This window comes from Actinomadura rubteroloni (assembly GCF_002911665.1).
GTDB classification, from domain to species: domain Bacteria; phylum Actinomycetota; class Actinomycetes; order Streptosporangiales; family Streptosporangiaceae; genus Spirillospora; species Spirillospora rubteroloni.
Genome location: NZ_MTBP01000001.1, coordinates 879,423 through 904,355, shown reverse-complemented (window position 1 = coordinate 904,355; position 24,933 = coordinate 879,423). Strand labels below are relative to the sequence as shown.

Annotated in this window: 4 protein-coding genes; all 4 read right to left on the bottom strand. The window is 74.7% G+C overall.

The genetic code is table 11. The annotated features are described in order from the left end of the window. Positions 1 to 118 precede the first annotated feature (118 nt). The 4 genes from fabD to BTM25_RS03915 are packed head-to-tail and all read right to left on the bottom strand — an operon-like array spanning position 119 to position 24,931. Positions 119 to 3,247 (bottom strand): ACP S-malonyltransferase, encoded by a 3,129-nt coding sequence (gene fabD, locus BTM25_RS03930; RefSeq protein WP_205647955.1) that lies wholly within the window; start codon positions 3,245 to 3,247, stop codon positions 119 to 121. Continuing rightward, the gene (locus BTM25_RS30630; RefSeq protein WP_103561372.1) at positions 3,244 to 21,150 is read right to left on the bottom strand and encodes a non-ribosomal peptide synthetase; all 17,907 of its coding nucleotides are present in this window, start codon (positions 21,148 to 21,150) and stop codon (positions 3,244 to 3,246) included. Before BTM25_RS30630 ends, fabD begins: the two co-directional genes overlap by 4 nt. Positions 21,151 to 21,204: 54 nt before the next feature. Beyond that, positions 21,205 to 23,787 (bottom strand): type I polyketide synthase, encoded by a 2,583-nt coding sequence (locus BTM25_RS03920; protein WP_103561371.1) that lies wholly within the window; start codon positions 23,785 to 23,787, stop codon positions 21,205 to 21,207. 10 nt (positions 23,788 to 23,797) lie between these two features. After that, positions 23,798 to 24,931 carry an adenine nucleotide alpha hydrolase family protein gene (locus BTM25_RS03915; protein WP_103561370.1) on the bottom strand — a complete coding sequence of 378 codons (1,134 nt, stop codon included), beginning with the start codon at positions 24,929 to 24,931 and terminating at the stop codon, positions 23,798 to 23,800. Positions 24,932 to 24,933 lie beyond the last annotated feature (2 nt).

The window sequence follows — 24,933 nt, the reverse complement described above, 5'->3', positions numbered from 1 at the left end:
GGCGGTGGCTGTTCAAGACTTCGCGAGACCGCTCGTTGGTTCTCAAAGCTCGCACCGGCTGACCGGGTAGGACGCTAGGCCGGTACCTCTGTGGGTACCGGCCTTCGTCGTTGGTCGGTCAGGACGGGTTGGGGAAGGATTTCAGGCGGGTGTTCAGGTAGGTCGCGGCTTCTGTCATGAGGTAGTCGGCGATCGCTTCTACCGTGCGGGATTGCCAGGGGCTCAGGTCGGTGCCTTCGACGGCCTGGTTGAAGGCGCCCATGGCGGGGCCGCAGTGGATCAGGTAGTCGACCTTGGATCGCTGGTCGCCTGTTATCGCTAGGCGGAAGGCTCGGTCGAAGTAGGTGCGGAACAGGTTCGCCAGGTCGGCTTTGGGGTCGGTGCTGGTGAGGGGGCGGGGTTCGTCGGCTAGGAAGCGGTCGAAGATCTGGGTTCTGGTCGCCTCGTCTAGGTCGTCGATCGAGGAGTGGCGGCGCCAGAGGTCGCGTAGTTTCGTCGCGCGGACGGGGAAGAACAGGCCGTGTTTGAGGTAGTTGGCCTGTGTTTCGAATTCCAGCATCTCGCCGAAGGGGGCGGGGGCGACGTCGAACTCGCGGGCCTTTCGCAGCAGGTCTTTTACTTCGGGGCTGGTGGCTGCCTCTACCGAGCACTGGTTGACCGAACCTGCCAGCACGAAGTCGGCTCCGAGCAGGAACGCCGCTGCGGCGGCTTCGGGGGTGCCCACGCCGCCGGAGTAGCCGACGTGGACGCGGTGGCCGGGGCGTGCCAGGCGGTCGCGGAGCCGGAGGACGGCCGGGAGCAGGGACGGCATGTCCCCCGTGCCCGTCAGCCAGCCGCCGGACGCCTCGACGCACAGGTCGTCGGCCATGGGTCGGTCGGCTGCGCGTCGCGCCTCGTCCTCAGTCACCTCGCCGGACGCGAGCAGTCGCGCCACCAGGTGGTCGGGCGGCGGGGCGAGGAATTCGGCGGCGACGTCGGTGCGCGCGACCTTCGCGATGATCCGTCCGCCCTTGAGGCGGAACCGGACCAGGGCGGGGGTCATCAGCGGGAAGCCGGACGCCTCGACCAGGTCGACGCCGTGCCGCAGGAGCAGGTCGACCATCGCCGACTCCTCCTCGGGAGCGGTGTGGCGGTACAGCAGGTTGACGCCGAACGTCTTGGGGTCGCCGGCCAGGTCGCGGAGCTGGCGGTCCACTTCGGTGGGGCTCTGGCCGCCCGCTCCGAGGAAGCCGAGGAGTCCTGTTTTGGCGAGGGAACGCAGCATCTCGGGGCCGGAGATGCCGCCGTACAGCGAACCGGCCAGGTAGGCGAGGCGGAGGCCGTACCGTTCGCGGAAGCTTCGCGCGCCTAGGTCGGCGGCGCCTAGGTCTCCTGCCTGGGCCGACGCGGGGGCGGACGTGGGACGGGTCGTGGGTGCGGGGAGCGGCTCGGCCGCGGCTTTGATGCGCGACACCAGCTTGGTGAGGACGGTGCCGGGGCCTAGTTCGACGAACTCGAAGTCGCCGTGGCCCATCAGGCGTCGCACGGTCTCCGTCCAGCGGACGGGTGCGGTGATCTGGCGGGTCAGCGTGTCCTTGACCTCGCCGGGCCCGTAGGGCTGCGCGTCGGTGTTCGCCAGCACCGGGACGGCGGGCGGACGGAAGGTGAAGCCGTCCAGGAACCCGCCGAACTCCCCGGCGACGGCCGCCATGTGCCGGGAGTGGAACGGCGCGCTCACGTTCAGGCGGACGGCCCGCGCGCCCGCGGCCTCGAAGGCGGCGCGGACGGCGTCGATCCGGTCCGCAGGCCCGGACAGGACGAACTGGTCGAGGGCGTTGTGGTTGGCGACGTCCACGTCGTCGATGCGCGACTCGGCGAGGACCCGGACGACCGTCGCCTCGTCGGTTCCGACGACGGCCGCCATCCCGCCGCCCTCGACGGCGGACATCAGCGCGCCGCGCCGCTGCACCAGGCGGAGCCCGGTCTCGAAGTCGAAGACCCCGGCGGCGAACAGCGCGACGTACTCGCCCAGGCTGTGGCCGATCAGGTAGTCGGCCGGGACGGGGTCCTGGGCCGTCCGTTCGAGGAACGACAGGGCGCCGACCACGTACAGGGCGGGCTGGGTGAACTCGGTGCGGCCGAGCCTGCGCAGCGGGTCGGTCAGGCACAGCTCCGCGATCGAGTAGCCGAGCACCCGGTCGGCGATCGCGGTCTCCTCCGGGTACCGCTCGAAGAGGCCTTCGCCCATCCCGCGCCGCTGCGATCCCTGACCGGGGAAACCGTAGACCTTCACTGAGTGCGCCTTCCTTCGTGACCGCCGGGCGGCGGCGGCCCGGGCCCGGGCCAGCGGGCCCGGGTCGTGGCCGAACGGGTTGAGAAACGGCAGGGACCGCGACCGGGTCTCCGGGGGGAGGTTGCCGCGGACGAAGTTGTGCAGCGTGCCCGCCGGACCGAGGTCGAAGTAGTGGAAGTCGCCGCGGTCGCGCATGGCCGCCATCGTCAGCTCGAACTCGACGGGCAGCCGGGCCACCCGCCGGAAGTGCTCGGCGGACGGCCGGCCGACCGGCAGGCCGTCCACCGAGGAGATCCACGGGACGCGCGGCGCCGCGAACGCGACGTCCGCGAACGCGGCCTCGCCCGCGCCGACCGCGTGGTCCATGAGGTGGGAGTGGTAGCCGTACTCCACCGGGATCCGCTGGTGCAGGACCTCGGCGTCGCGCAGCGCCGCCTGCACGCGGTCGACGACCCGCAGCGGGCCGGCGACGACGAAGTGGCCCGGCGCGTTCCGGGCGGCCACCTCGCACTCGCGCAGCGCCGGCACCCGGTCGAACACCTCGGGCGCGGCGAGGACGGCGAGCATGCCGCCGGGCGGGCTCGCCCGCAGCGCGTCGGCCTGCCGGACGAGCAGGCGCAGGCAGTCCGCGCCGTCCAGAGCCCCCGACACGACCGCGGCGGCGTACTCGCCGAGGCTGTACCCGAGGACGTAGTCGGGTTCGACGCCCGCGGACCGCAGCGTCTCGGCCAGGGCGAGTTCGACCATCACGATCGCCGGATGGGTGAAGCGGGTGTCGGTGAAGGGCTCGTCCTTGCGCCGTCCCGCCTCGTAGACGCGGTCGAGGACGGACGCGCCGAGTTCGTCGGCGGCCACGGCGTCGAAGCGGCGCAGCGCCGCCCGGAACACCGCGTTCTCCCCGTAGAGTTCCCGGCCCATCTGGTAGTACTGCGAGCCCTGGCCGGAGAACATGAAGACGATCGGCAGATCGGTCACGCCGGTTCCCCCGCTTCCTGGTATTCGTCCCAGAACATTCCGTTCGACGGCGCCGGGTAGGCGTCCCAGAACAGGCCGGGGCCGGTCTCCTCGACGCCCCGGATCACGAGCCTGCGGTCGAGCGGAGGCGCGTCCAGCGGGACCCGGGAACTCTCGCCGACGGGAGCCGGGGCGACCAGCAGATGCGCGTTCGTCCCGCCGTCGGCGAAGCAGTTGATCGCGGCGACGTTCGCGGCGTCCGGCCAGGGACGGCCGTCGCGGGGCAGGTGGAGCGGGGACGCGTCCAGGTCGAAGTGCTCCAGCGGCCGCTGGCCGGACCGGAACGGGACCTGCCGCCCGTGGTGCAGCATCAGCACGACCTTGATGAAGGCCGCGATCCCCTCGGCGGCGAGGGGGTGCCCGATGTTCGGCTTGATCGACCCGAGGGCCACCGGCCGGTCCGGCTCCGTCCCGTAGACGGCCTCGACCGCCCGCAGTTCGAGCAGGTCGGTGACGGTCGAGCCGGACCCGCTCGCCTCCACCCAGCCGACGTCCCCCGCCCGGACGCCGCCGCTCGCCAGCGCGTCGGTCATCACCGCCCGCAGCGCCCGCGGGTTCGGGGCCGACGGGCCGGCGGTCCGGCCGTCGTTGTTGATCGCCGCGCCCTTGACCACCGCCAGGACGCGGTCACCGTCGGCCATGGCCCTGGCCAGCGGCTTCAGGACGGTGACGCCGACGCCCTCGCTGAGCACGATGCCCGCCGCCCTGCGGTCGAAGACGTGGAACTCCGCGCCCGGGTTGAGCAGCCCCCGGTTCCCGAAGATCTGGAGCGCCCGGTCGTCGGCGAGCAGGCTGACGCCCGCGACGACCGCCGAGTCGAGCGCGCCCGAACGCAACGCCTGGATCGCCAGGTCCATCGCGACGAGCGCCGAGGAGCAGGCGGTGTCGACCACCAGGCTCGGGCCCCGGAAGTCGAAGAAGTGCGAGATGTTCGCGGCCAGATAGTTCTGGCCCGTGGCCACCACCGGGTTCTTCGCCTGCTCCAGCCGTTCCGGGTCGAACGCGTGGGTGCCGCGTCCGCCGACGTAGACGCCGACCCGGCCGCCTCGCAGCTCGTCCGGGCGGTACCCGGCGTGGCGGACGGCGTTGGCGACCTCCTCCAGCAGCAGCAGCGCCTGCGGGTCCATCGCCAGGGCGTCGGCGTCGGCGAGCAGGAAGGCGCCCGGGTCGAAGCGGAGCAGGTCGTCCAGCAGGCCCGCGTGGAACCCGTTGGGGCCCCCGAGACGCCGGTCGGCGGCCGTGATCCGGCGCAGCGCCGAACGTCCTTCGCGCAGCAGCTCCCAGTACTCCGCCAGGGACGGCGCGTCCGGGAACCTGCACGCCATGCCGATCACGGCGATGTCGCCGGAGTCCCCCACGGGGCCCCGGTCCGGGGGTTCGGCCGTCCGGACGGCCGCCACCGGCACCGCCTCCCCCGTGCCGGACGTGCCGGACGTGCCGAACGCGGCGGCCAGTTCGGCGGGATGCTCCTCGGCCAGGTACGCCGCGAACCCGTCGACCGTCGGGTACTCCAGCAGCGAGGACGGGTCGAGGGACACCCCGAGCCGCTTCGCCAGGGTCTGCACGAGCTGCGACACCAGGATCGAGTCCACCCCGTAGTCGGGCAGCGGCACGTCGCCCGCCAGCTTCGACCGGTCGAACCGGAGTTCGGCGGCGAGCTGGTCGAGCAGCCACGCACCCACCGCCCCGACCGAGTCCGCCGAGCCGACAGCGCCGACCTGAGCCGCCGAGCCCGCCGGGACAGCCGGTCCGGCCGGGGCCGCAAGGGCCGAGCTGGCCGAGGCAGCCGCGCCTACCTGAGCCGACAAGTCCGGCGAGGCCGCCGGTCCGGCCGGGACCGCGACCGGAGCCGGGACCGCGACCGGAGTCGGGGACGCGGTGGGCGCCGGGGTGAGGCGGCGGGCCGTCAGGCGCTCGGGCCGCCAGTCGGCGTCCGGGCGCGGCACTGCCGGCATGACCACGCGGGTGTCGGCGGCGAGCGCGCGGTCGAGCAGCGCCAGTCCTTGCGCGTCGGTGAGCGAGTCCAGCCCCGAGGCGCGGTAGGCGGTGCCGCGCGCCTTGCCCATGCCGGTGTCGCGCCAGCTCGGCCACTGGACGCTCACCAGCGGCAGCCCGTGCGGGCGCGCCTCGGCCACGGCGTCCAGGTAGGCGTTGGCCAGCGCGTAGTCGGCCTGGCCGACCGCGAGCGCCGGAACCGCCGCCACGACCGAGGAGAACAGCACGAACACGCTCAGCGGCTCGTCGCGGAAGCACTCCACGAGCGTGTCGACGCCCTGCACCTTCGGGGCGATGATGTCGGCCATCCCCGCCGGTGTCTTCCGCACGAACGCCGGGTTCTCGAAGTCGGTCAGCCCGGCGCTGTGGACGACTCCGCCCACCGGCCCGAGCCTGCTCCGCACCCCGGCCAGCGCCTCGGCGGTCGCGCGCCGGTCGTCCAGCGGGACGGCGAGGCACTCCAGTTCGACGCCCTGCCCGGCGAGGTCCGCCAGGTCGCGCAGTTTGCGGCCCAGCGCGCCGCCTGCGGCGATGTGCGCGGCCCACTCGTGGCGCGGCGGCAGTTCCTCGCGGCCGGTGAGGACGAGCTTGCGCACGCCGTACCGGGCGACGAAGTGCCGGGCGGTCAGCAGGCCGATGCCCCGCGTGCCGCCGGTCACCCACAGCACGTGGCCGGACGGGAAGACCGGGGCGCGGCCCGCACCGTCCGGCAGCGCGCGGAGTTCGGAGCGGAGCCGGACGCCGTCGCGGTAGGCGACCTCGGCGAGTTCGGAGTCGAGGGCCAGCTCGTCGGCGATCACGCGGCAGCACACGTCGTCGGGCAGGTCGTGGGCCAGCCGCACCTGGCGGGAGCGGACGTGGCCGTACTCGCTCTGGAGCATCCGGTAGAGGCCCGCCCGCGCGGCGCCGCCGAGCGCCGTCCGGGAGACCAGGAGAAGGCGCTGGTCCCGGCTCCCCAGCCGGACGAGCCGCTGGAGCCAGGCCAGCCAGGGCGCGAGGTCCGCGTGGCCGGGCGCGGCGGGTTCGGCGCACCCGGCGAGGTCCACCACCGCGTCGAAACGCTCCCAGTCGGTGCGCGGGTCGTCCGCCTCGGCCGCGAGACGGTCGGGGGTGATCGTCTCGGCCGCCGGCAGCGCGGCGGCCAGCCGTGCCGCCAGCGCCTCGGTTCCCGGCGCGACCAGCACGGCCGTGCGCGCCGGCGGCCCGGTGCGGGCCTCGGGCGCGGCGGGCTCCCAGTGCCGGCCGAGCAGCGTCCCTTCGAGGGCCGCCGGGCCCGCGAGGTCGGCTTCGGCCGCCGCCAGCCAGACGCGGCCCCCGTCGAACGGGTAGCCGGGCAGCGCGGTCTTGGCGGGGGCTCCCGCCGGGTGCAGGACGGACCAGTCCACGCGTCCGCCCGCGACGAAGGCCGCCGCGCAGGACGCGGGGTCGGCGGGCGCCGTGCCGGTGGCGGCCGGACGGCGCACGTCCACGACGCCCGTCGCGACCCCGGCCGGTTCCCCGCCGGCGAACGCGTCGAGCCGGGCGGCCAGTTCGGGGACGTCGTGGAAGACGACCGCGAGCCGGTGCGCCATGGCCTCGCGTCCCGTCTGGAGCGTCCAGGCAATCTCCTCGGGCGCGGACGCGGCGCCGTCGCCGCGCAGGAACTCCGCGAGGCGGCGCGCCTGCGCGCGGAGCGGGCCGTCCTCGCGGGCGGACAGGACCGCCACCTGCGGGCCGCCCGCCGACGGCCGCGACGGTGCGGCGCCGGTGTGCTCCTGGAGGACGAGGTGGGCGTTCGTCCCACCCGCCCCGAACGAACTCACCACGGCGGTCCTCGGCCGCAGCGCGCCGTCGGCGCCGGTCCGGCGGGGCCACGGGGCCGGCTCGCGCTGCACCGAGAACGGCGTGGCGTCGAAGTCGATGTTCGGGTTCAGCTCGTCGGAGTGCAGCGACGCCGCGAGTTCGCCGTGGCGCAACTGCATCAGGACCTTCGTCACGGCGGCGATCCCGGCGGCCGACTCGGCGTGCCCGATGTTGGACTTGACCGAACCGATCGGCAGATGCGCGGGCATGTCGTCCTTGAACGCGCGGAGCATACCCGTGACCTCGATCGGGTCGCCGAGGACGGTTCCCGTGCCGTGCGCCTCCACGTAGTCGAGGTCGCCGGGACGCAGCCCGGCCCGGTCCAGCACGGAGCGGAGCAGGTCGCCCTGCGCCTTCGGGTTCGGGACGCTGTAGCCCTTGCCCGTCCCGCCGTGGTTGACGGCCGAGGCCCGGACGACGGCGAGGACCCGGTCGCCGTCGGCCAGCGCCGCGTCCAGGCGCTTCAGCAGGACCGCGCCGGATCCCTCCGCCGGGACGTATCCGGTCCCGCCCGCGCCGAAGCTGCGGCAGCGGCCGTCCTCGGCGAGGAACCCGCGCTGCGCCAGTTGCAGGTACTTCACCGGGTGGCTCGAAATGTTCACGCCGCCCGCGACGGCGACGTCGCAGTCCCCGTTGCGGATGGCGAGGCAGGCCTGGTGGATGGTGACCAGGGACGACGAGCACATCGTGTCCAGGGCCACGCTCGGGCCGGTGAAGTCGTAGAAGTACGACACCCGGTTGGCCACCGACGCGTACGACGACGACGCGGCGATCCCGCCGCCGTGCAGGGCGTCCCGCGCGCCGTACAACTGGTAGTGGCCGTACATCAGGCCGACGAACACGCCCGTGCGGGCGCCCCGGAGGCTCGCGCGGGTGTGGCCGGCGTCCTCCAGGAGGTGCCAGACGGTCTCCAGGAAGACCCGCTCCTGGGGATCGACGTGCTCGGCCTCGATCTGCGACATCCGGAAGAACATCGGGTCGAAGCGGTCCGCCCCCCGGACGAAACCGCCCCATTTGCCGTAGGTCTTGCCGGGGACGGACTTGTCGGGGTCGTAGAACCGGCCGTGGTCCCACCGGTCGGCGGGGATCTCCTCCACGCAGTCGCGGCCCTCCCGCAGGTTGCGCCAGAACTCCGTCACGTCGTCGGCCTGCGGGTAACGGCCCGCCACCCCGATGATCGCGATGTCGTCCCGTCCCGGCCGGGACGCCGGTGTCCCGACCTGCACGGGCACGGCGGTGCGCACGGCGCCGTCCTCGGCGGCGTTCTCGACGGCGTGCTCGGCGGCGTTCCCGGCAGCGTTCTCGCTGGCGTGCGCGGCGGCGGGCGAGGTGGCGGGCGCGGGCGTGTCGGCGGGGACGGTCAGCGCTCCGGCGTGCTCGGCGGCCAGGTGCTCGGCCAGTTCGCGGACGGTCACGTACTCGAACAGGAGCGTCTTGGACAGCGGCCCGAACCGCTCTTCGAGCCGCCGGACCATGCTCATCGTGATCAGCGAGTCGACGCCGTAGACGTCGAACGGCTCGGTCACGTCGATCTCGTCCGCCGGGATCTTCGCCTCCTCCGCGAGGACGCGGAGGACCAGTTCCTCGGCGCGGGTGCGGGCGTCGCCCGGCTGCCCGGCGGGTTCCGCCGGGACGGGCGGGGACGTCCGGGAGCCGTCGAGGGCGCGCTCGATGCGGGCGGGGTCGCCCGGGGCGAGCAGGAGCCGCGTCGCGGTGCCGCGCATCGCCCGCTCCAGGGCGTCCAGTGCGGGCGCCGTGCGCAGCGGGCGGATGCCGAGCACCCGCTCCATGTAGCGGGCCGCGTCGGCGTCCACGCTCATCGCGCCCTCGGACCAGACCGGCCAGGCGGCCGCGAGCGTGCGGCCCCGGCGCCGTCCGGCGCGGACCTCCCGTTCGCGCCACGCGGCGAAGTGGTCGAGGAACGCGTTCGCGAACGCGTAGTCGGACTGGCCCGCGTTGCCGAACGCGGCGGCGGCCGACGAGAACGCCACGAAGTAGTCCAGCGGCTCGTCCCGGGTCACCTCGTCGAGGAGGACGGCGCCGCGCAGCTTCGGCCCGAGGACCGCGTCGGCGTCCGGGCGGCTCTTGCGCGCGAGGAGGCCGTCCCTGAGCTGTCCGGCGAGGTGGAGCACGCCGCGCACCGCGCCGTGCGTCCGGCGCGCCTCGGCGACCAGCGCGGCGACGTCGGCCGCGTCGGTGACGTCGGCCCGGACCAGGACCGCGCCCGCCGCCTCGGCGCGGGCGCGCGTCTCGGGACCGGGGTCGGAGCGGCCGACGAGCACGATTCCGGTGCGCGGCGCCCCCGCCGCCCGCCGCGCCGCCGCGACGTGCTCGGCGAGCAGCAGCCCGAGCGCCCCGGTGCCGCCCGTGATCACGTGCGCGCCGTCGCCTGTGAAGGACGATCCCGCGGCGGCGGGCAGGTCCGTCCGGCGCCACGTCCGGCGGGTCCGGCCGTCCGCGCCGTACCGGACCTCCGGGTCGGCGTCGGAGCGGAGTTCGCCGAGCACCGCGTCCGCGAGCGAGCCGGACGCGACCGCGACGGCCCGGAAGTCGATCGCCGGGTGCTCCTGGACGACGCAGCGCCCGAACGCCGCCATCGCCGGGTGCGCCGGGGACGCCGCCGGGTCGCGGTGGACGTACAGGTACCGCAGCGGGCCGCGCCGGAGCCGCTGCCACTCCTGGAGGAAGGCCAAAGCCTGGTGGAAGTCGGACTCCGGGGCCGCGTACTCGTCGGCGACGTGGACCACCTGGACCGGCCCGGCGGCCTCGGCGTCGCGCGGCCCGGACCGCCGGACGGTCAGTCCCGCCGCTTCGAGCGCCGGACGCAGTGAGGCGTCCTCGGGGCCGAGCAGCAGGACGGTCCCGGCGGCCTCGCGGACGGCCGGGGCGGCGGGTTCCCACCGGGCCTCGAAGGCCGCGACCGTGTCGGCGGACGTCACCGCCCGGAGCGTGAACCCCTCGATGGCCGCCACGACCGCGCCGGTGCCGTCGAGCAGCGCGACGTCGAAGGCGAGCATCCCCGCCGGGACGGGACGCGCCGCCGCGCGGGCGTGCGCGTGGACCTCCTCGGGCAGGTCGGCGTACAGCCGGACCGAGCCGAGCGAGAACGGGAGGTAGGGCACGGGCCCGGCGGGACCGCCCGAGGCGGGAGCGAGCCTGCCCGCCGTCTGGAGCGCGGCGTCCAGGAGCGACGGGTGGAAGACGTAGTCGCCGAAGTCCGCCCGCAGAGCCTCGGGGAGACGCAACCGGGCGAGCGCTTCGTTCTCCCCCGTCACCAGGTGTTCGATCACCCGGAACCCGTCGCCGTAGTCGAAGCCGAGCCGGGCGAACTCCGCGTAGCAGTCGGAGCCGCTGTGGACGCGTCCGCAGCGGGCGCGCACGGCCGCGAGATCGACCGGGACGGGGCGCGCGCCCGGATCGCCGAGGACGAGCACCCCCCGGGCGTGCACGGGGGAACCCGCCGCGCCCGTGACCTCGAACGCGGCCCGGTCCGGCCCGGTCTCGACGGCCAGCCGCAGCCCCGTCCCGTCGGCGAACCGGACCGGCGCGGCCCACACGAGGTCGTCGACGCCCCGGACCGGGACGCCGCCGGAGGCGAGTTCGCCCGCCAGCCGGGCCATCTCCAGGTACGCGACGCCGGGCAGGACGAGTTCCCCGCCCACCACGTGGTCGCGGAGGAAGAACTCCCGGCCCGTGAGCGTCTTGGTGAACGCGGTTCCGCCGGCGTCGGCGGCGTCCAGCAGGGTGCCGTGCAGCCGGGGGGACGACGCGGGCTCCACCCAGTGCCGTGGCCCGGCGAACGGGTAGGTCGGCAGGTGGACGCGGCGGCGCGGCCTGCTCCGGTGGAGCTGCGCCCAGTCCACCTCGGCTCCCGCCAGCCACTCGTCCAGGACGGCGGCCGGGTCGGTGTGGTCGGTGACCTTCCGGGGCGTCAGCGTCCGCTCGGCCGTGCCGGTCCGCACCGACGACGGGCGTCCGGCCAGGTGGTCGAGCAGTTCGGCGCGCAGGGCCGCGACGCTGTCGGCGACGACGGCGAGCCGCTCCCTCATCGGCTCGCGGCCGACCTGGAGGGTGTAGGCGAGGTCCCCGGCCGGGACGTCCTGCTCACCGAGATGGTCGGCGAGCCGCCGGGCCGTCCCGCGCAGCGCCTCGGGATCCCGTGCGGACAGCACGTACACCTGCTCGCCCGGGTGCTCCGCGTCGGCTTCCGGCATCCTTGCCTCCTCCAGGACGACATGGGCGTTGGCGCCGCCGAACCCGAAGGAGCTGACGCCGCCCCGGCGGGGCGCGGGGTTCCCGGCCGCGTCGCGGGGACTCGGCCAGGGCCGCGTCGCGGCGGCGATCTCGAAGGGCCCGCCGCCGAGGTCGAGGCGCGGGTTGTGCTCGCGGAGGTGCAGGCTCGCGGGGATCGTCGCGTGGCGCAGGGCGAGGACGACCTTGAGCAGCCCGGCGACCCCGGCGGCGGCCTCCAGGTGGCCGATGTTCGTCTTGACCGAGCCGAGGACGCAGCCCGCGGACTCCTCCCCGTCGGCGCGCAGGCGGCGGAACGCCGCGCTGAGGCCGAGGGTCTCGATCGGGTCGCCGAGCGCGGTGCCGGTGCCGTGGGCCTCGATGTACCCGACCGTCTCCACCGGCACGCCGGCGGACCGGTAGGCGTCGACCAGCAGTTCGGCCTGCGCGTCGGGGTTCGGCGCGGTCAGGGACGTGGCGCGGCCCCCGTGGTTGATCGCGGCGGCCTTGATCACCGCGTGGACGGCGTCGCCGTCGGCCTCGGCCCGGTCGGCGGCCTTCAGCAGCACCACGCCGACGCCCTCGCCCCGGACATAGCCGTTCGCGCCGCTGTCGAACGCCTTGCAGCGCCCGTCCGGGCTCAGCATCTCCCCCTCGCTCAGCGCCTCATAGACGGCCGGGGTGAGGATCAGGCTGACGCCGCCCGCGATCGCCAGATCGCAGACGCCCGCGCGGAGGGCGGCGCCCGCCTGGTGGACGGCGGTCAGCGACCCGGAGCAGGCGGAGTCGATCGCCATGCTCGGGCCGCGCAGGTCCAGCAGGTACGACACCCGGTTCGGGATGATCGACAGGGCGGCGCCGGTGAGGGTGTGGCCCGCGCTGGGGCGGCCTGCGGCGCGCTGCACGTCCAGGTAGTCGGAGTTGGTGGCGGCGAGGAACACGCCGACCCGGCGGCCGGCCAGGTCCGACGGCCGGTAGCCGGCGTCCTCGATCGCCGCCCAGACCACTTCGAGCACCAGCCGCTGCTGCGGGTCCATCAGCTCCGCTTCACGCGGGGAGATCCCGAAGAACGCGGCGTCGAACCGGTCGACGCCGGACAGGAAGCCGCCCCACCGGGAGCGGGAGCGCGGATGGTCGCGCCAGTCCCAGCGGTCGGCGGGGACCTCGCCGACCAGGTCGTCCCCGGCGGCCAGATGGCGCCAGAACTCGGCCAGGTCGGACGAGCCGGGAAGCCGTCCCGCCATGCCGATGATCGCCACGTCCCGGCTCGCGGGCTCGCGCCGCTCCTCGGCGGGGGACGCGGGCACGGGTTCCTCGGCGGCCCCGAACCGTGCCGCCAGCTCGGCCGGGTGGTGTTCGGCGAGGTGGGCGGCGAGCGCGGTCAGCGTGCCCCGGCTGTAGAACAGCGTCGGCTCCACCTCGATGCCGAACGCGCGGCCCAGGTCGGCGCTGAACGCCGTGAACGTCACCGAGTTCATGCCGAGTTCGCCGAGCGGCGTGCGCGGGTCGGCCTCGCCGGGCTCCAGCCCGGCCAGCCGCTCGACCATCGCGGCCAGTTCGGCGACCAGCTCGGGGTGGCGCGGCCCGCCGGACGGCACCGGACGTCCGGGCTCCGCCGCGCCGTACCGGGCCCGCAGCTCGGCGTCGGGCAGCGCCGCCAGCGCCGTCCGGTCGGCCTTCCCGTTGAGCGTGCGCGGCAGCCCCGTCACCCGGACCAGCACGTCGGGGATCATGTGGGGCGGGAGCCACGCGGCGAGCTGCTCGCGCGCCGGTTCGGGCGCGCCGTCCGCGAGGACGTAGCACCCGACCAGCGACCGGACGTCCCGCCGCTCCCGGACGACCACCACGGCCTCGCGGACCCCGTCCATCCGCCGCAGCGTCGCCTCGATCTCGCCGAGTTCGACGCGGAAGCCGCGGATCTTGACCTGGGAGTCCATCCGCCCCACGTACTCGATCCGCCCGTCGGGCAGCCGCCGGACCAGGTCGCCGGTCCGGTACATGCGGGCGTCCGGACGGCCGTCGAACGGGTCGGGCGGGAAGCGCTCGGCCGTCAGCTCGGGACGGCCCAGGTAGCCGTCGGCGACGCCGTCCCCGCCGATGTAAAGCTCCGCCGCGACCCCGGACGGGACGGGCCGCCGCTCGCCGTCCAGCACGTACAGCCGGGTGTTGGCGATGGGGCCGCCGATCGTCACCCGGTCGCCGGGCTCGAGCCGGCTCGCCGCCGACCAGATGGTCGTCTCGGTCGGCCCGTACAGGTTCCACACCGCGCGGTTGGCCGCGACCAGCGCGTCGGCGGTGGCGGCCGACAGCGCCTCCCCGCCGCACAGGACGGTCAGGTCCGGGCTGCCGCGCCAGCCCGCGGCGAGCAGCATGGTCCACGTCGCCGGGGTGGCCTGGATGATCGTCGCCCCGCTGCTCTCGACGGCCTTGCGCAGCAGGACGCCGTCGCGGGCGGTCTCCGCCGGGAGCACGTCCACCGTGGCCCCGGTGACGAGCGGCAGGAGGAGTTCCAGCGCGGAGATGTCGAAGCACACGGTCGTCAGCGCGAGCAGCGTGTCGCCCGGTCCGCAGCCGGGTTCCCGCGCCATCGACCACAGGAAGTTCGTCAGGGCGCGGTGCGGGACCTGGACGCCCTTGGGACGGCCGGTCGAGCCCGAGGTGTAGATCACGTACGCGGGGTCGGCGGGTCCCGCCGGGCCGGGCCACGTCGCCTCGGCGGGCTGCTCGGCGGTGTCGGCGACGAGCCGGGGCACGTCCCCGAACCGCGCCCGCACGGACGAGTGGGTGAGCATGAGGTGCAGGCCCGCGTCCTCGGCCATGTAGGCGAGCCGGTCCTCGGGGTAGGACGGGTCGAGCGGCACGTAGGCGGCCCCGGCGGCGTGGACGGCGAGCAGCGCGACCGGCAGGTCGAGACTGCGGGGCATCAGGATCCCGACCGTCCGGCCGCGCCCCGCCCCGCACGCGCGCAGCCGGGCGGCGAGCGCCTCGACCCGTTCCACGAGCAGCCGGTAGGTGAGTTCACCGTCGCGGAACCGCACGGCGACGTCGTCGGGGCGCTCCCCGGCCTGCCGCCGGACCAGCTCCCACACCAGCGTCTCGGACGGGTACGCGACCGGCTCCACGGCGGCCTGTTCCGCCTCGGTGAGCAGGTCCAGTTCGCCGACCGGCGCGTCCGGCGCCGCGACCGCGTGGGACAGCAGCGTCGTCAGGTGCTCGCCGAGCCGCCGCACGGTCGCGGCGTCGAACAGGTCGGGGTCGTACTTGAGCGAGAAGCGGCACGCGTCGGCGTCCTCGATCACCTCCAGGGTGAGGTCGAACTCGCCCTCCTGGTGGACGCCGTCCACCGGGCCGAGCACGACGCCGTCGCCGCCCGCGCCGCGCGTCCAGTTCTGGAAGTAGAACGCCACGTTGAACGGCGGCGACTGCTTCAGTTCCTCGGCGAGCGCGAGCAGCGGGTAGGCGCTGTGCTCCAGCGCCGCAAGGACCGTGCCGCGCACCCGGCCGACGAGCGCGCGGAACGGCGCCCGGCCGTCGATCCGCTCGGCCAGCACGACCATGTTCATGAAGTAGCCGAGCACGTCGTCGAACCCCTCGGCCGGGCGTCCGGCCGCCGGGGTGCCGACCGCCACGTCGTCCTGGCCGCTGTAGCGGTGCAGCACCGCGAACCAGCCGGCGAGCAGGACGCCGAACAGGGACGTCCGCTCCTCGGCGGCGAGCGCGCGGGCGTTCCGGGTGACGTCCGCCGGGATGCGTCCCTCCAGGACGTCGCCCCGGAACCCGGGCACGGCCGGCCGGGGACGGTCCAGCGGCAGCTCGACCGTCGTCGTCCGGTCCCGCAGGCGTCCGACCCAGTAGTCCCGCAGGCGGCGGCCCTCCGCCCCGGCGAGCAGGTCGTCCTGAAGGCGGACGAAGTCGCCGTAGGTGCGCTCGGGCCGGACGGCCGGCGGCGCCCCGCCGGCCGCCACGGCGGCGTGGCCGCGCCGCAGCTCGTCCAGCAGCAGGGCGATCGACAGGCCGTCGAAGACCAGGTGGTGGAACGTCAGGAGCAGGGCGTGCCGGCCGTCGCCGAGCGTGTAGAGCGTGGCGCGGACCAGCGGGCCTTCCGCCAGGTCGAACGGGCGGCGCAGGTCGGCGCGCATCCGGGCGCGGAGGTCCGCGTCGTCCACGCTGGTCAGGAACACGTGCTGGAACGGCAGCTCCGGCTCGGCCGCGATCCGGACGAACGGGCCGTCCTCGCCGGTCCGCACGGTCGCCCGCAGTTCCTCGTGCCGGTCGACCAGGTTCTGGAGGACGACCCGCAGCGCGAGCACGTCGAGGTCGGGGCCGAGCCACAGGGCCAGCGGCAGGTTGTAGGCGTAGCCGCCGGGGGCGATCCGGTCCAGGACCCACAGGGCGCGCTGCCCCGCCGACAGCGGGTGCCGTCCGGCCTCGGCGTCCGCGCGGGGGCGCAGGACCTGCCGGGCCGCCGCCTGGCCGCCCGGGGCGGCGGGCGCCGGGACCGGGGCGGGGGCCGCGGGGGCGTCCGCGAGCAGGTCCCCCGCCAGGTGGCGCGCCACCTGGCGCAGGGTCGGGAACTCGAAGAACTCGCCGAGGGCCACCGGGACGCCGAACGCGTCGTCCACCGCCTTGACGATCTTCATTCCGCTGAGCGAGTCGAAGCCGTAGTCGGCCAGCGGACGGTCCGGGTCGATCCGGCCGTCCAGCTTGAGGACCCGTTCGACCAGCTCGCCGAGGCGGCCGGTGAGGGCGTCCACCGCGTCGGCCGCGCCGGACGCCGGGGCCGCGGACGCTGCGGGGGCGGGCGCCGGGGCCGTCCCGACGACGCCGTCGCTCACCGCGACGATGACCGTCTGGCCGGTCTCGGCCCGTCCGCCGTCCAGCGTCGTGACGCCGGTGAATCCCTCTTCGTGCAGGAGCCGCGTCCACTCGCGGGGCGAGGCCAGCGGGGAGTCGGGGAGGCGCAGCTCGGCGTCGTCGAACGCCCACCAGCCGTCCAGGACGCCGCCGCCGAGGGTGAGCAGCGGCCGGACCTCGGTCAGCTCGTTCAGGACGAGCCGCCCGCCGGGCCGCAGCAGCGCCTTGGCCCGGCGCAGCGTGGCCCGCAGGTTCCGGGTGGCGTGGACGACGTTGGTCGCGAGGACCATGTCGGCCGCGCCCGTCGCGAACCCCTGCGCCCCGAGGTCCTTCTCCGCGTTCAAGACCTGGAAGCCGACGAACGGGAAGCGGTCGGCGAACCGCTCCCGGCCGTGGTCGAGGAAACGCGGCGAGATGTCGGTGAAGGTGTAGCGGACGGCGGACGGGTCCCCCGCGAGCACCGGCAGGACCGCCTCGGTGGTCGCTCCGGTTCCCGCGCCGAGTTCGACCACGTGGAACGGCTCGGCCCTCGACGGGCGCCGCGCGTCCAGGTGGCGGCGCACCTCGTCCCGCACGAACCGGTTGAAGGAGTCGGTGAGCGGGTTCCCCTTGTAGAAGTTCTGCACCAGCTTCATCGACGTGCCGGGGAACATGATCTCGGTGGCGCCGACCTCGCCGCGCAGGATCTCCGGATACGCCGCCAGGAACAGCCGGTTCAGCGTGACGGTCGGTTCGATGTCGGGGTAGTCGGCCGCGATCCGGTCGAACTCGCCGTCCCGGGGCGCGGCGCCCTCGACGGCGGCGGTCGTGGTGACCCGGTCGCCGTCCCGGGTGAGGTAACCCGCCGCGGCGAGGATGTTCAGCAGCGCCTCGTGCAGGCGCGCGAACCTTTCGGCGATGCCGAGGCTTTCGCGCAGGGCTGCGGCGCCGTGCGTCTCGCCCCGTCGGCGGAAGACGCCCATGCGCCGGTACGCGTCCAGCAGGACGGGGAGCGCCGCCGCCTCCAGTTCGGCGTACCCGGCGAGGACGGCGGCGGCCCCGGCGTCCACGTCCCCGGCCGCGTCCGGGCGGACGGTCGCCGGTTCTTTCGCGAGGGGCGCGACCAGTTCGGCGTCGAGCGCGGGATCGTGGCCCATCGCCTCCAGGGCGTGCCGTCCGGCCCGGATCGGCATCGCCTGCGCCACGCCGCTGCCGAGGACGCGCGCCATCGCCGCGATCCCCGCGTCGGCGCTGAAGCCCTCGATGCCGAGGCCGTCGAAGATCTCGGCGAGGCCGGGGCGGGACCCGGAGCCGACCAGGCCCCAGTAGCCCTGGTTGATGACGGTGACGGGGACATCCAGCCGCTCCCGCAGGAACAGCGCGTAGGCGTCCTCGGTGGACGACGCGCAGATGTAGGCGGAGTTCCCGGCGAAGCTGCCGAAGGACCCGGCCGAGGAGAAGAAGACGAGGAAGTCCAGCGGCTCCCCGGCGACCGCCGCCGCCAGCGCCGCCGCCCCCTCGGTCTTCACCCGCGTGGCGGCCGTGAAGGCGGCCGTGTCGAGTTCGTCGATCCGGTGGTCGTCGAACGCCATCGCCGCGTGGACGACGCCGTGGAGCGCGCCGAAGCGGTCGTGCGCCTCGGCGACGGCGGCTGCCGCGTCCCTTGCCGAGCAGACGTCGCCGCGCACGTGGGCGACGTCCCCGCCCAGCTCTCTGATCCGCTCGGCGGTCTCCTGCTGCTCCTTGCCGAGCGGGCTGCGGCTCAGCCACACCAGCCGCGCGCGGTGCTTTCGGGCCAGGTGGACGCTGAGTTCGGCGGCGATGCCGCCGGTGCCGCCGACCAGCAGGTAGACGCCGCCGTCCCGGAACACCGGAGCGCCCGCGGGCAGCTCGATCCGGCCGAGCCGCCGGTGGTAGCGGACGCCGCCGCGCAGCGCGACCGTCCGTCCCGCGCCGTCGGCGGCCTCGGCCAGCAGGGCTTCGGCCAGTGCCGCGCGCGACGCGTCGTCGGTGACGTCGGCGGCGGCGAAGTCCACCCCCGTCACCCGGAGCGCGGCGCGCTCCTTCGGCGCGACCTGGAGCAGCCCGTGCACGCCCGCCGCGAACGGGTTCGCCACGGGGCTGCCCGCCACCGCGTACACGTCGCTGGTGACCGCGACGATCCGGTCGGCCGCACCCGACCGCAGCAGCTCGAACAGGGACAGCGACGCGTGGCGCATCTGCTCCCGCGCCTCGTCCGCGCCGCCCCGGACGGACGCGCGGGCGCCGACCCCGCCGAGGTGGAACACCAGCTCGGCGCCGCGCACCGCGTCCGTCAGATCCGGCGCGACCGCCCCGTCGAGCCGGACCAGGTCGACCCGCCCGGCGGGGAACCGGTCGGCGATGGCCGCGCCGAGCCCGGCCGACGCAGCCGTCACCAGGACGACCACTCGCCCGGCCGAAAACGCCCCGTCCCGCCGCTCCACGCTCCCGGCCCGCACCCAGACCGGCCGATAGAACGGCGGCACCCCGTCCCCGTCCGACGCGGACACGCCCAACGCGGGCACGCCCGACGCGGGCACGCCCGACGCGGGCACGGCCTGCGCGGGCATGGCCTGCGCGGGCATGGCCTGCGCGGGCATGGCCTGCGCGGGCATGGCCTGCGCGGGCATGGCCTGCGCGGGCATGGCCTGCGCGGGCATGGCCTGCGCGGGCATGGCCTGCGCGGACACAGCCGACGCGGGCACAGCCGACGTGGATACGGCGTGCGCGGGCACAGCCTGCGCGGACACGGCCGACGCGGGCACAGCCGGCGCGGAGACCGCCTGCGCAGGCGCGGGCTGCGCGGGCGCGGGCTGCGCGGAGGTGGCGTGCGCGGGGGTGGGCTGTGCGGGGGTCGGGGGGAGGTCGGGGATCCAGTAGCGCTTGCGCTCGAACGGGTAGGCGGGCAGGTCGATCCGGCGTGCCGAGGGCGGGGTGATGCGCTCCCAGTCGATCCGTGCCCCGGCCGTCCAGCGTTCGGCGACCGCGTTCAGGTCGCGCCGGGCGAGGGCGCGGTCCAGTTCGGCCGCTTCGGCGGGGGCGAGCGGTACTTCGGCGCGGGCCGCCGTGCCCGTTCTGATCTCGGGGCGGCTCTCGCCGGCGGCGTAGGCGTCCAGGGTCCGGACGGCCTCGGCCACGGACGCGGCGGGGAACGCCATGCGGTGTTCGTGGGCGGTCCGGCCGGTCTGGAGGGTGAGCGCGGCGTCCGCGAGCAGGTGGTCGGGCTCCCGTGGGGCCGGGACGGCGACGGCGCGGGCGATCTCGGCGATCGTGCGGGCGACGGCTACCGTGGCCGGCAGCTCGGTGCCGAGTTCGGCCGCCAGGCGGTCGTGGTAGCGGGCGCGTTCGGCGACGCCGAAGCCGTAGTCCGCCAGGTCGGCGGCCGGGTCGAGGTCGGCGGCGGGCACGCCCGCCGTCTCCGCCGCGAGCCGCAGGCACAGGTCGTCCGCCGCCGGGGAGGCCGCCGGTGCGTCGGTCGCGCGGAGGCGGGCCGCCAGCCGGGCCGCCGACACCCGCAGGCGTTCTTGGCTCTTGGCCGACAGCACGAGAAGCTGGGGCTGCCCGGTGGCGGCGGCCTCGCGCGCCTCGGCGCGGTGTTCCTCCACGAGCACGCAGGCGTTGGCCCCGCCGCCGCCGAACGAGCTGACGAGCGCCCGCAGCGGCGGGGCGTCCCCGTCGCCGCGCCGCTCCCAGGGCGCGAGCGTCTGCTGCACCGCGAAGGGGACGGCCTTGAAGTCGATGTCGGGGTTGCGGCGCTCGGAGCCGAGCGACGGCGCGAGCATCCGGTGCCGCATCTGGAGCAGGACCTTGGTCAGGCCCGCGATCCCGGCGGCCGACTCCAGGTGCCCGATGTTGGACTTCACCGAGCCGATCGCGACGGGCGGCGTCCCCTCCGGACGGGCGCCGCCGAACGCCCCGGCCAGGCCGGCGATCTCGATCGGGTCGCCGAGGGGCGTGCCGGTCCCGTGCGCCTCGACGTAGCCGATCGTGTCCGCGGGCACGTCCGCACGGCTCAGGGCGGCGCTGATGACCGTGGTCTGGGCCTCCGCGCTCGGCACGGTGTACCCGCCGGTCTTGCCGCCCGCGTTGACGGCCGAGCCGCGGATGACGCCGAGGATGCGGTCGTTGTCGGCGACGGCCGCCGACAGCGGCTTGAGCAGCACCGCGCCGACGCCCTCGCCGTCCACGAAGCCGTCGGCCCCGGCCCCGAAGCTCCGCAGCCGGTCGCCCCGGGAGATCATCCCGCGCTGCGCCAGGGTGCGCAGGTGCATCGGGTGGAGGATGAGGTTGACGCCGCCCGCGATGGCCGCGACGCACTCGCCCGACCGGATGCTCTCGCAGGCCAGGTGGACGGCCGTGAGCGAGGCGGAGCAGGCGGTGTCGATCGCGAGGCTGGGGCCGGTGAAGTCGAAGAGGTAGGACACCCGGTTGGCGATCGACCAGTGCCCGGAGTGCGCCTCGGTCCAGACGCCGCGTGCGCTCGCCTCGCCGCCCATCCACTCGTAGTCGTTGTTCATCACCCCGGCGAACACGCCGACCGGGCCCCGGGCGGCGAGCCGCGCCGCCGGGTACCCGGCGTCGTCCAGGACGGCGGCGGCGGTCTCCAGGAACAGGCGTTCCTGCGGGTCCATCCCCTCGGCGTCGGCGGGCGAGATCTGGAAGAACAGGGGGTCGAACTTATCGACGTCGTCGACGAAGCCCGCCCACTTGCTGTAGGAGGCGTCCGCGCCGGACGGGTCGTAGTGCGCGTCCGCGTCCCAGCGGTCGCGGGGGACCTCCCGGACGCAGTGGCGTCCCGCCGCCAGGTTGTCCCACAGCTCGTCCACCGAACCGGCCAGCGGATAGCGGCCGGCGACACCGACGACCGCCACGCCCTCGCGCGACGAAGCGGGGGCGGACGCCCGGCCCAGCAGGCTCAGCAGCAGCTTCCTCTTGTCGTCCACAACTACTCTCTCTCAGGGTCGGGCGTCCGCGGGGGGTCGGGCTCGGGGCGCGGGTCAGTGCCCGCCGTCGTGTCGGGTCGCGGCGCGCATCGCCCGCCGGGACGTCCGCACCGCGCCCGCGGCCGGGGGACCGGACGCGGCGATGCCCAGCAGCTCGGCGAGGTTGCCGGTGAAGGAGCGGATGGTCGGGAACTCGACGAACGCGGTGGCCGGCACCGGTTCGTCCAGTTGCTCGCTGAGCTTGGCCGCGACCTCGATCAGCACGAGCGATTCGAGCCCGAGTTCGAAGAGGTTGGTGTCGAGCGCCGCGTGCTCGCGTCCGCCGAGGACCTGGCCGATCTGGTCGACCACGTAGTCGGTGATGAGCTGCCGGTTCCGCTCCGGGTCGTCCGGGACGAACCGGTCGACGAGACGGTCCCCGGCCACGGGCCCGGCCGGACGCGGGTCGCCCGGGTCGATCCAGTACCGGCGCCGCTCGAACGGGTAGGTGGGCAGCGGAACCCGTCCGGCCGGGGCCCCTTCGAGGACGGCCGCGAAGTCGACGCGGGCGCCGTGCACCCACTGCTCGCCGCAGAGCAGGAGCAGGTGGGCGAGCCCGGACGGGCCGTCCGGCGCGACCCGCACCGGACGCAGCCCGCTGCCGTCCAGGAGCGCGTCCAGCCCGGACAGGTCGCCGTCGCCGGTCCAGGCGGCGGGCGAACCGGCCTCCGCCGCCGTCATCCACCGGCCGGTGCGCGGTGAGTAGACCGGCAGGCGCGGCTCGCTCGGCGGCCCGGCGGCCTGCGTCAGCGCTTCGGCGAGGGAACGCGACCCGGCGAGCACCGCGGCGACCGCGGCGCCGGTCCCGGTGGCCGCGAGCGCCGCGGGGGCGACGCCCCAGGCGATGAGCGCGGACGCCAGCGCGTACTCGTGCGCGAACGCGCCCCGCTCGGCGGAGTGCGCCGCGCACGCGTCGATCGCGGCCCGGTAGGCGGGGACGGACCGGTACAGCTCGGCGTCGTCCTCGTCGCTGAGCCGCGCCCCGGTGAGGACGAGCACGGGTCCGTCGGGCTGGTCGGCGGCGACGCCCCGGCGCTGGCGCTCGCCGTCGCCGAGCGCGAGGACCATGGCCGCGTCCCGGACGTCGCGGGCGACCAGGGCCAGCCGGTGCGCGTGGGCGCGGCGGCCGAGGCCGAGGGTCCGCGCGACCGCCGCGAGGTCCAGCCCCGGGTTCTTGCGCAGGTGGCGGGCCAGCGCGCCGGCGAGCTGCTTCAGCGCCGCCTCCGACCGCGCCGAGAGCACGAGCAGCCGTCCGTCGGCCGCGTCCCCGGCGGGGGCGGGGACGCGTTCGGGCGGCTCCTGGAGGATCACGTGGGCGTTGGTGCCGCCGATGCCGAACGAGCTGACCCCGGCGCGGCGCACCCCGGACGCGTCGGGGAGGGGCCAGTCCGCGGTCTCGGTGCCGACGTAGAACGGCGACGACGCGAAGTCGATCTCCGGGTTCGGGGTGGTGAAGTGCAGGCTCGGCACCAGGGTCCGGTGCTCCAGCATCAGCGCGGTCTTGATCAGGCCGGCGATCCCGGCGGCGGTGTCGAGATGGCCGATGTTCGTCTTGACCGAGCCGAGCGCGCAGTAGCCCGTCGCGTCGCCGTCGCCCTGCCGGAACGCGCGGGTGAGCGCCGCCACCTCGATCGGGTCGCCGAGCGGGGTCCCCGTCCCGTGCGCCTCGACGTAGCCGATGCTCAGCGGCTCGACGTCGGCGACCTCCTGGGCGTCGGCGATGACCTCGGCCTGCCCGGCGATGCTCGGCGCGGTGTAGCCGGTCTTGTTGGAGCCGTCGTTGTTGACCGCCGAACCCTTGATCACCGCGTGGATCCAGTCGCCGTCGGCGAGGGCGTCCTTGAGGCGCTTCAGGACGACGACCCCGGCGCCGCTGCCGATGACGGTCCCCCGCGCGGCGGCGTCGAAGGCGCGGCAGTGCCCGTCCGGCGAGAAGATCATGCCTTCCTGGTACTGGTGGCCCCGGCCGGGCTCGCCGACGTGCACCGCCCCGGCGAGGGCCAGGTCGCACTCGCCGCCGAGCAGGCCGAGGCACGCCGTGTGGACGGCGACCAGCGACGTGGAGCAGGCCGTGTTGATGTTGATGCCGGGGCCGCGCAGGTTGAGCTTGTAGGCGACCCGGGTCGCCAGGAAGTCCTTGTCGTTGGCCAGCATGAGCCGGTAGCGGTCCACCGACGTGCCGGTCCGGTAGCGGTCGCCCAGGTTCTCCAGCAGGTAGGTGTTCATTCCGGCGCCCGCGTAGACGCCGATGTGGCCTTCGGCGCGGTCGGGGTCATAGCCCGCCCGCTCCAGGGCCTCCAGGGCGCATTCCAGGAAGATCCGCTGCTGCGGGTCGAGGATCTCGGCCTCGTCGTGGGTGATCTGGAAGTGGTCGGCGTCGAAGAGCTCGATTCCGGTGAGGTCCTGGCCCGCCTTCACGAAGTTCGGGTCGGCGAGGCGCGCGGCCGGGACTCCGGCGGCGAGCAGTTCCTCGTCGGTGTACCGCGTCAGCGTCTCCCCGCCCTCGCGCAGGAGGTCCCAGAACCGGTCCACCGAATCGGCCCCCGGAAAACGGCAGGCCATCGAGATGATCGCGATGTCAGCGTCAGAAACGGTCATGATGTCCCCGTCAGTTCAGTTCGATGCCGAGATCGGCCGCGACCGCGCGCATTTCCAGAAAGCTTCCGGCCACGAACCGTGCCGCGTCCTCGGACGCGTCCATGCGCTGGAACAGGTCGATCAGGGTCCGTTCGTGTTCGGACCGGTCCCCCTCGTCGGCGGCGAGCGACAGGACCACCTCGCCCAGGCGCTTTTCGACGTCCGCGAGGTCGAGGGAGCGGGGGAACTTGATGCTGAAGGTGTTGCGGTCGTGGTCGGCGTTCCGTTTGACCGCCCGCACGTGACTGGCCGCGTTCAGCTTGTAGAACATGCAGTCCCAGTTCTTGTACGAGTAGAAGTTCAGCAGCGGGAAGAGCGTGCAGTGCGTCTCCATCGGCGAGGACTGGTACAGCCCCTTCGCCTGGAGTTCGGCGACGATCGTGTCGGGGTCGTACTCGTGCCGGGTCGCGATGAACGGGAAGACGATCTTCGGCAGCTCGGCGTCGTCGGCGAAGAGGATCTCCTCCAGTTCGCCGCCGAAGAGCGTGTCGGTCAGCCGCTCCCCGAAGGTCCGGTAGAAGCCCCGGACGATCTCGCGGACGTTCGACTCCATCGTGAGGATCTGCTGCGGGTCCGCGCACAACGCGATGTAGGGGATTTTCCGGCGGTGGGCCGTCAGGATCGCCCGGAGCACGAAGAAGGTCCGGCAGGAGACGCACGGAAGTTTCTCGTCCAGATAGGAGCCCGGCTTCTTCGGCGCGGGCCGGTTGAAGACCTCCCGCATCATGGCCTTGATGTTGTCGTCGTCGGAGTCCACGACGAACGTCGCCGGAATCTTCTCCTTGGCGAGCGCGATGTTCTGGGCGGCGTGGACGCTCTCGAACGGCACGTCGAAGGTGTACGCGAGGACCCGCCTGCCGTACTCGTTGACGAACTTGTCCAGCATGTAGGTGCTGTCCTTGCCGCCGCTGTACATGAAGAGGCAGTCGAATTCACCGGACGCCGGCGGCGCCTGCTGGAACTCGGCGAACACCTCGCTGGTGTAGCGGTAGTTGTCCAGCAGTTCCTCGGCGAAATTCATCGTGCACAGGTTGCACACGCCCTGCGCGTCCAGCACCACCCCGGGATGGCCCTCTTTGAGGGAGCAGACCGTGCAGCTTGCCATCG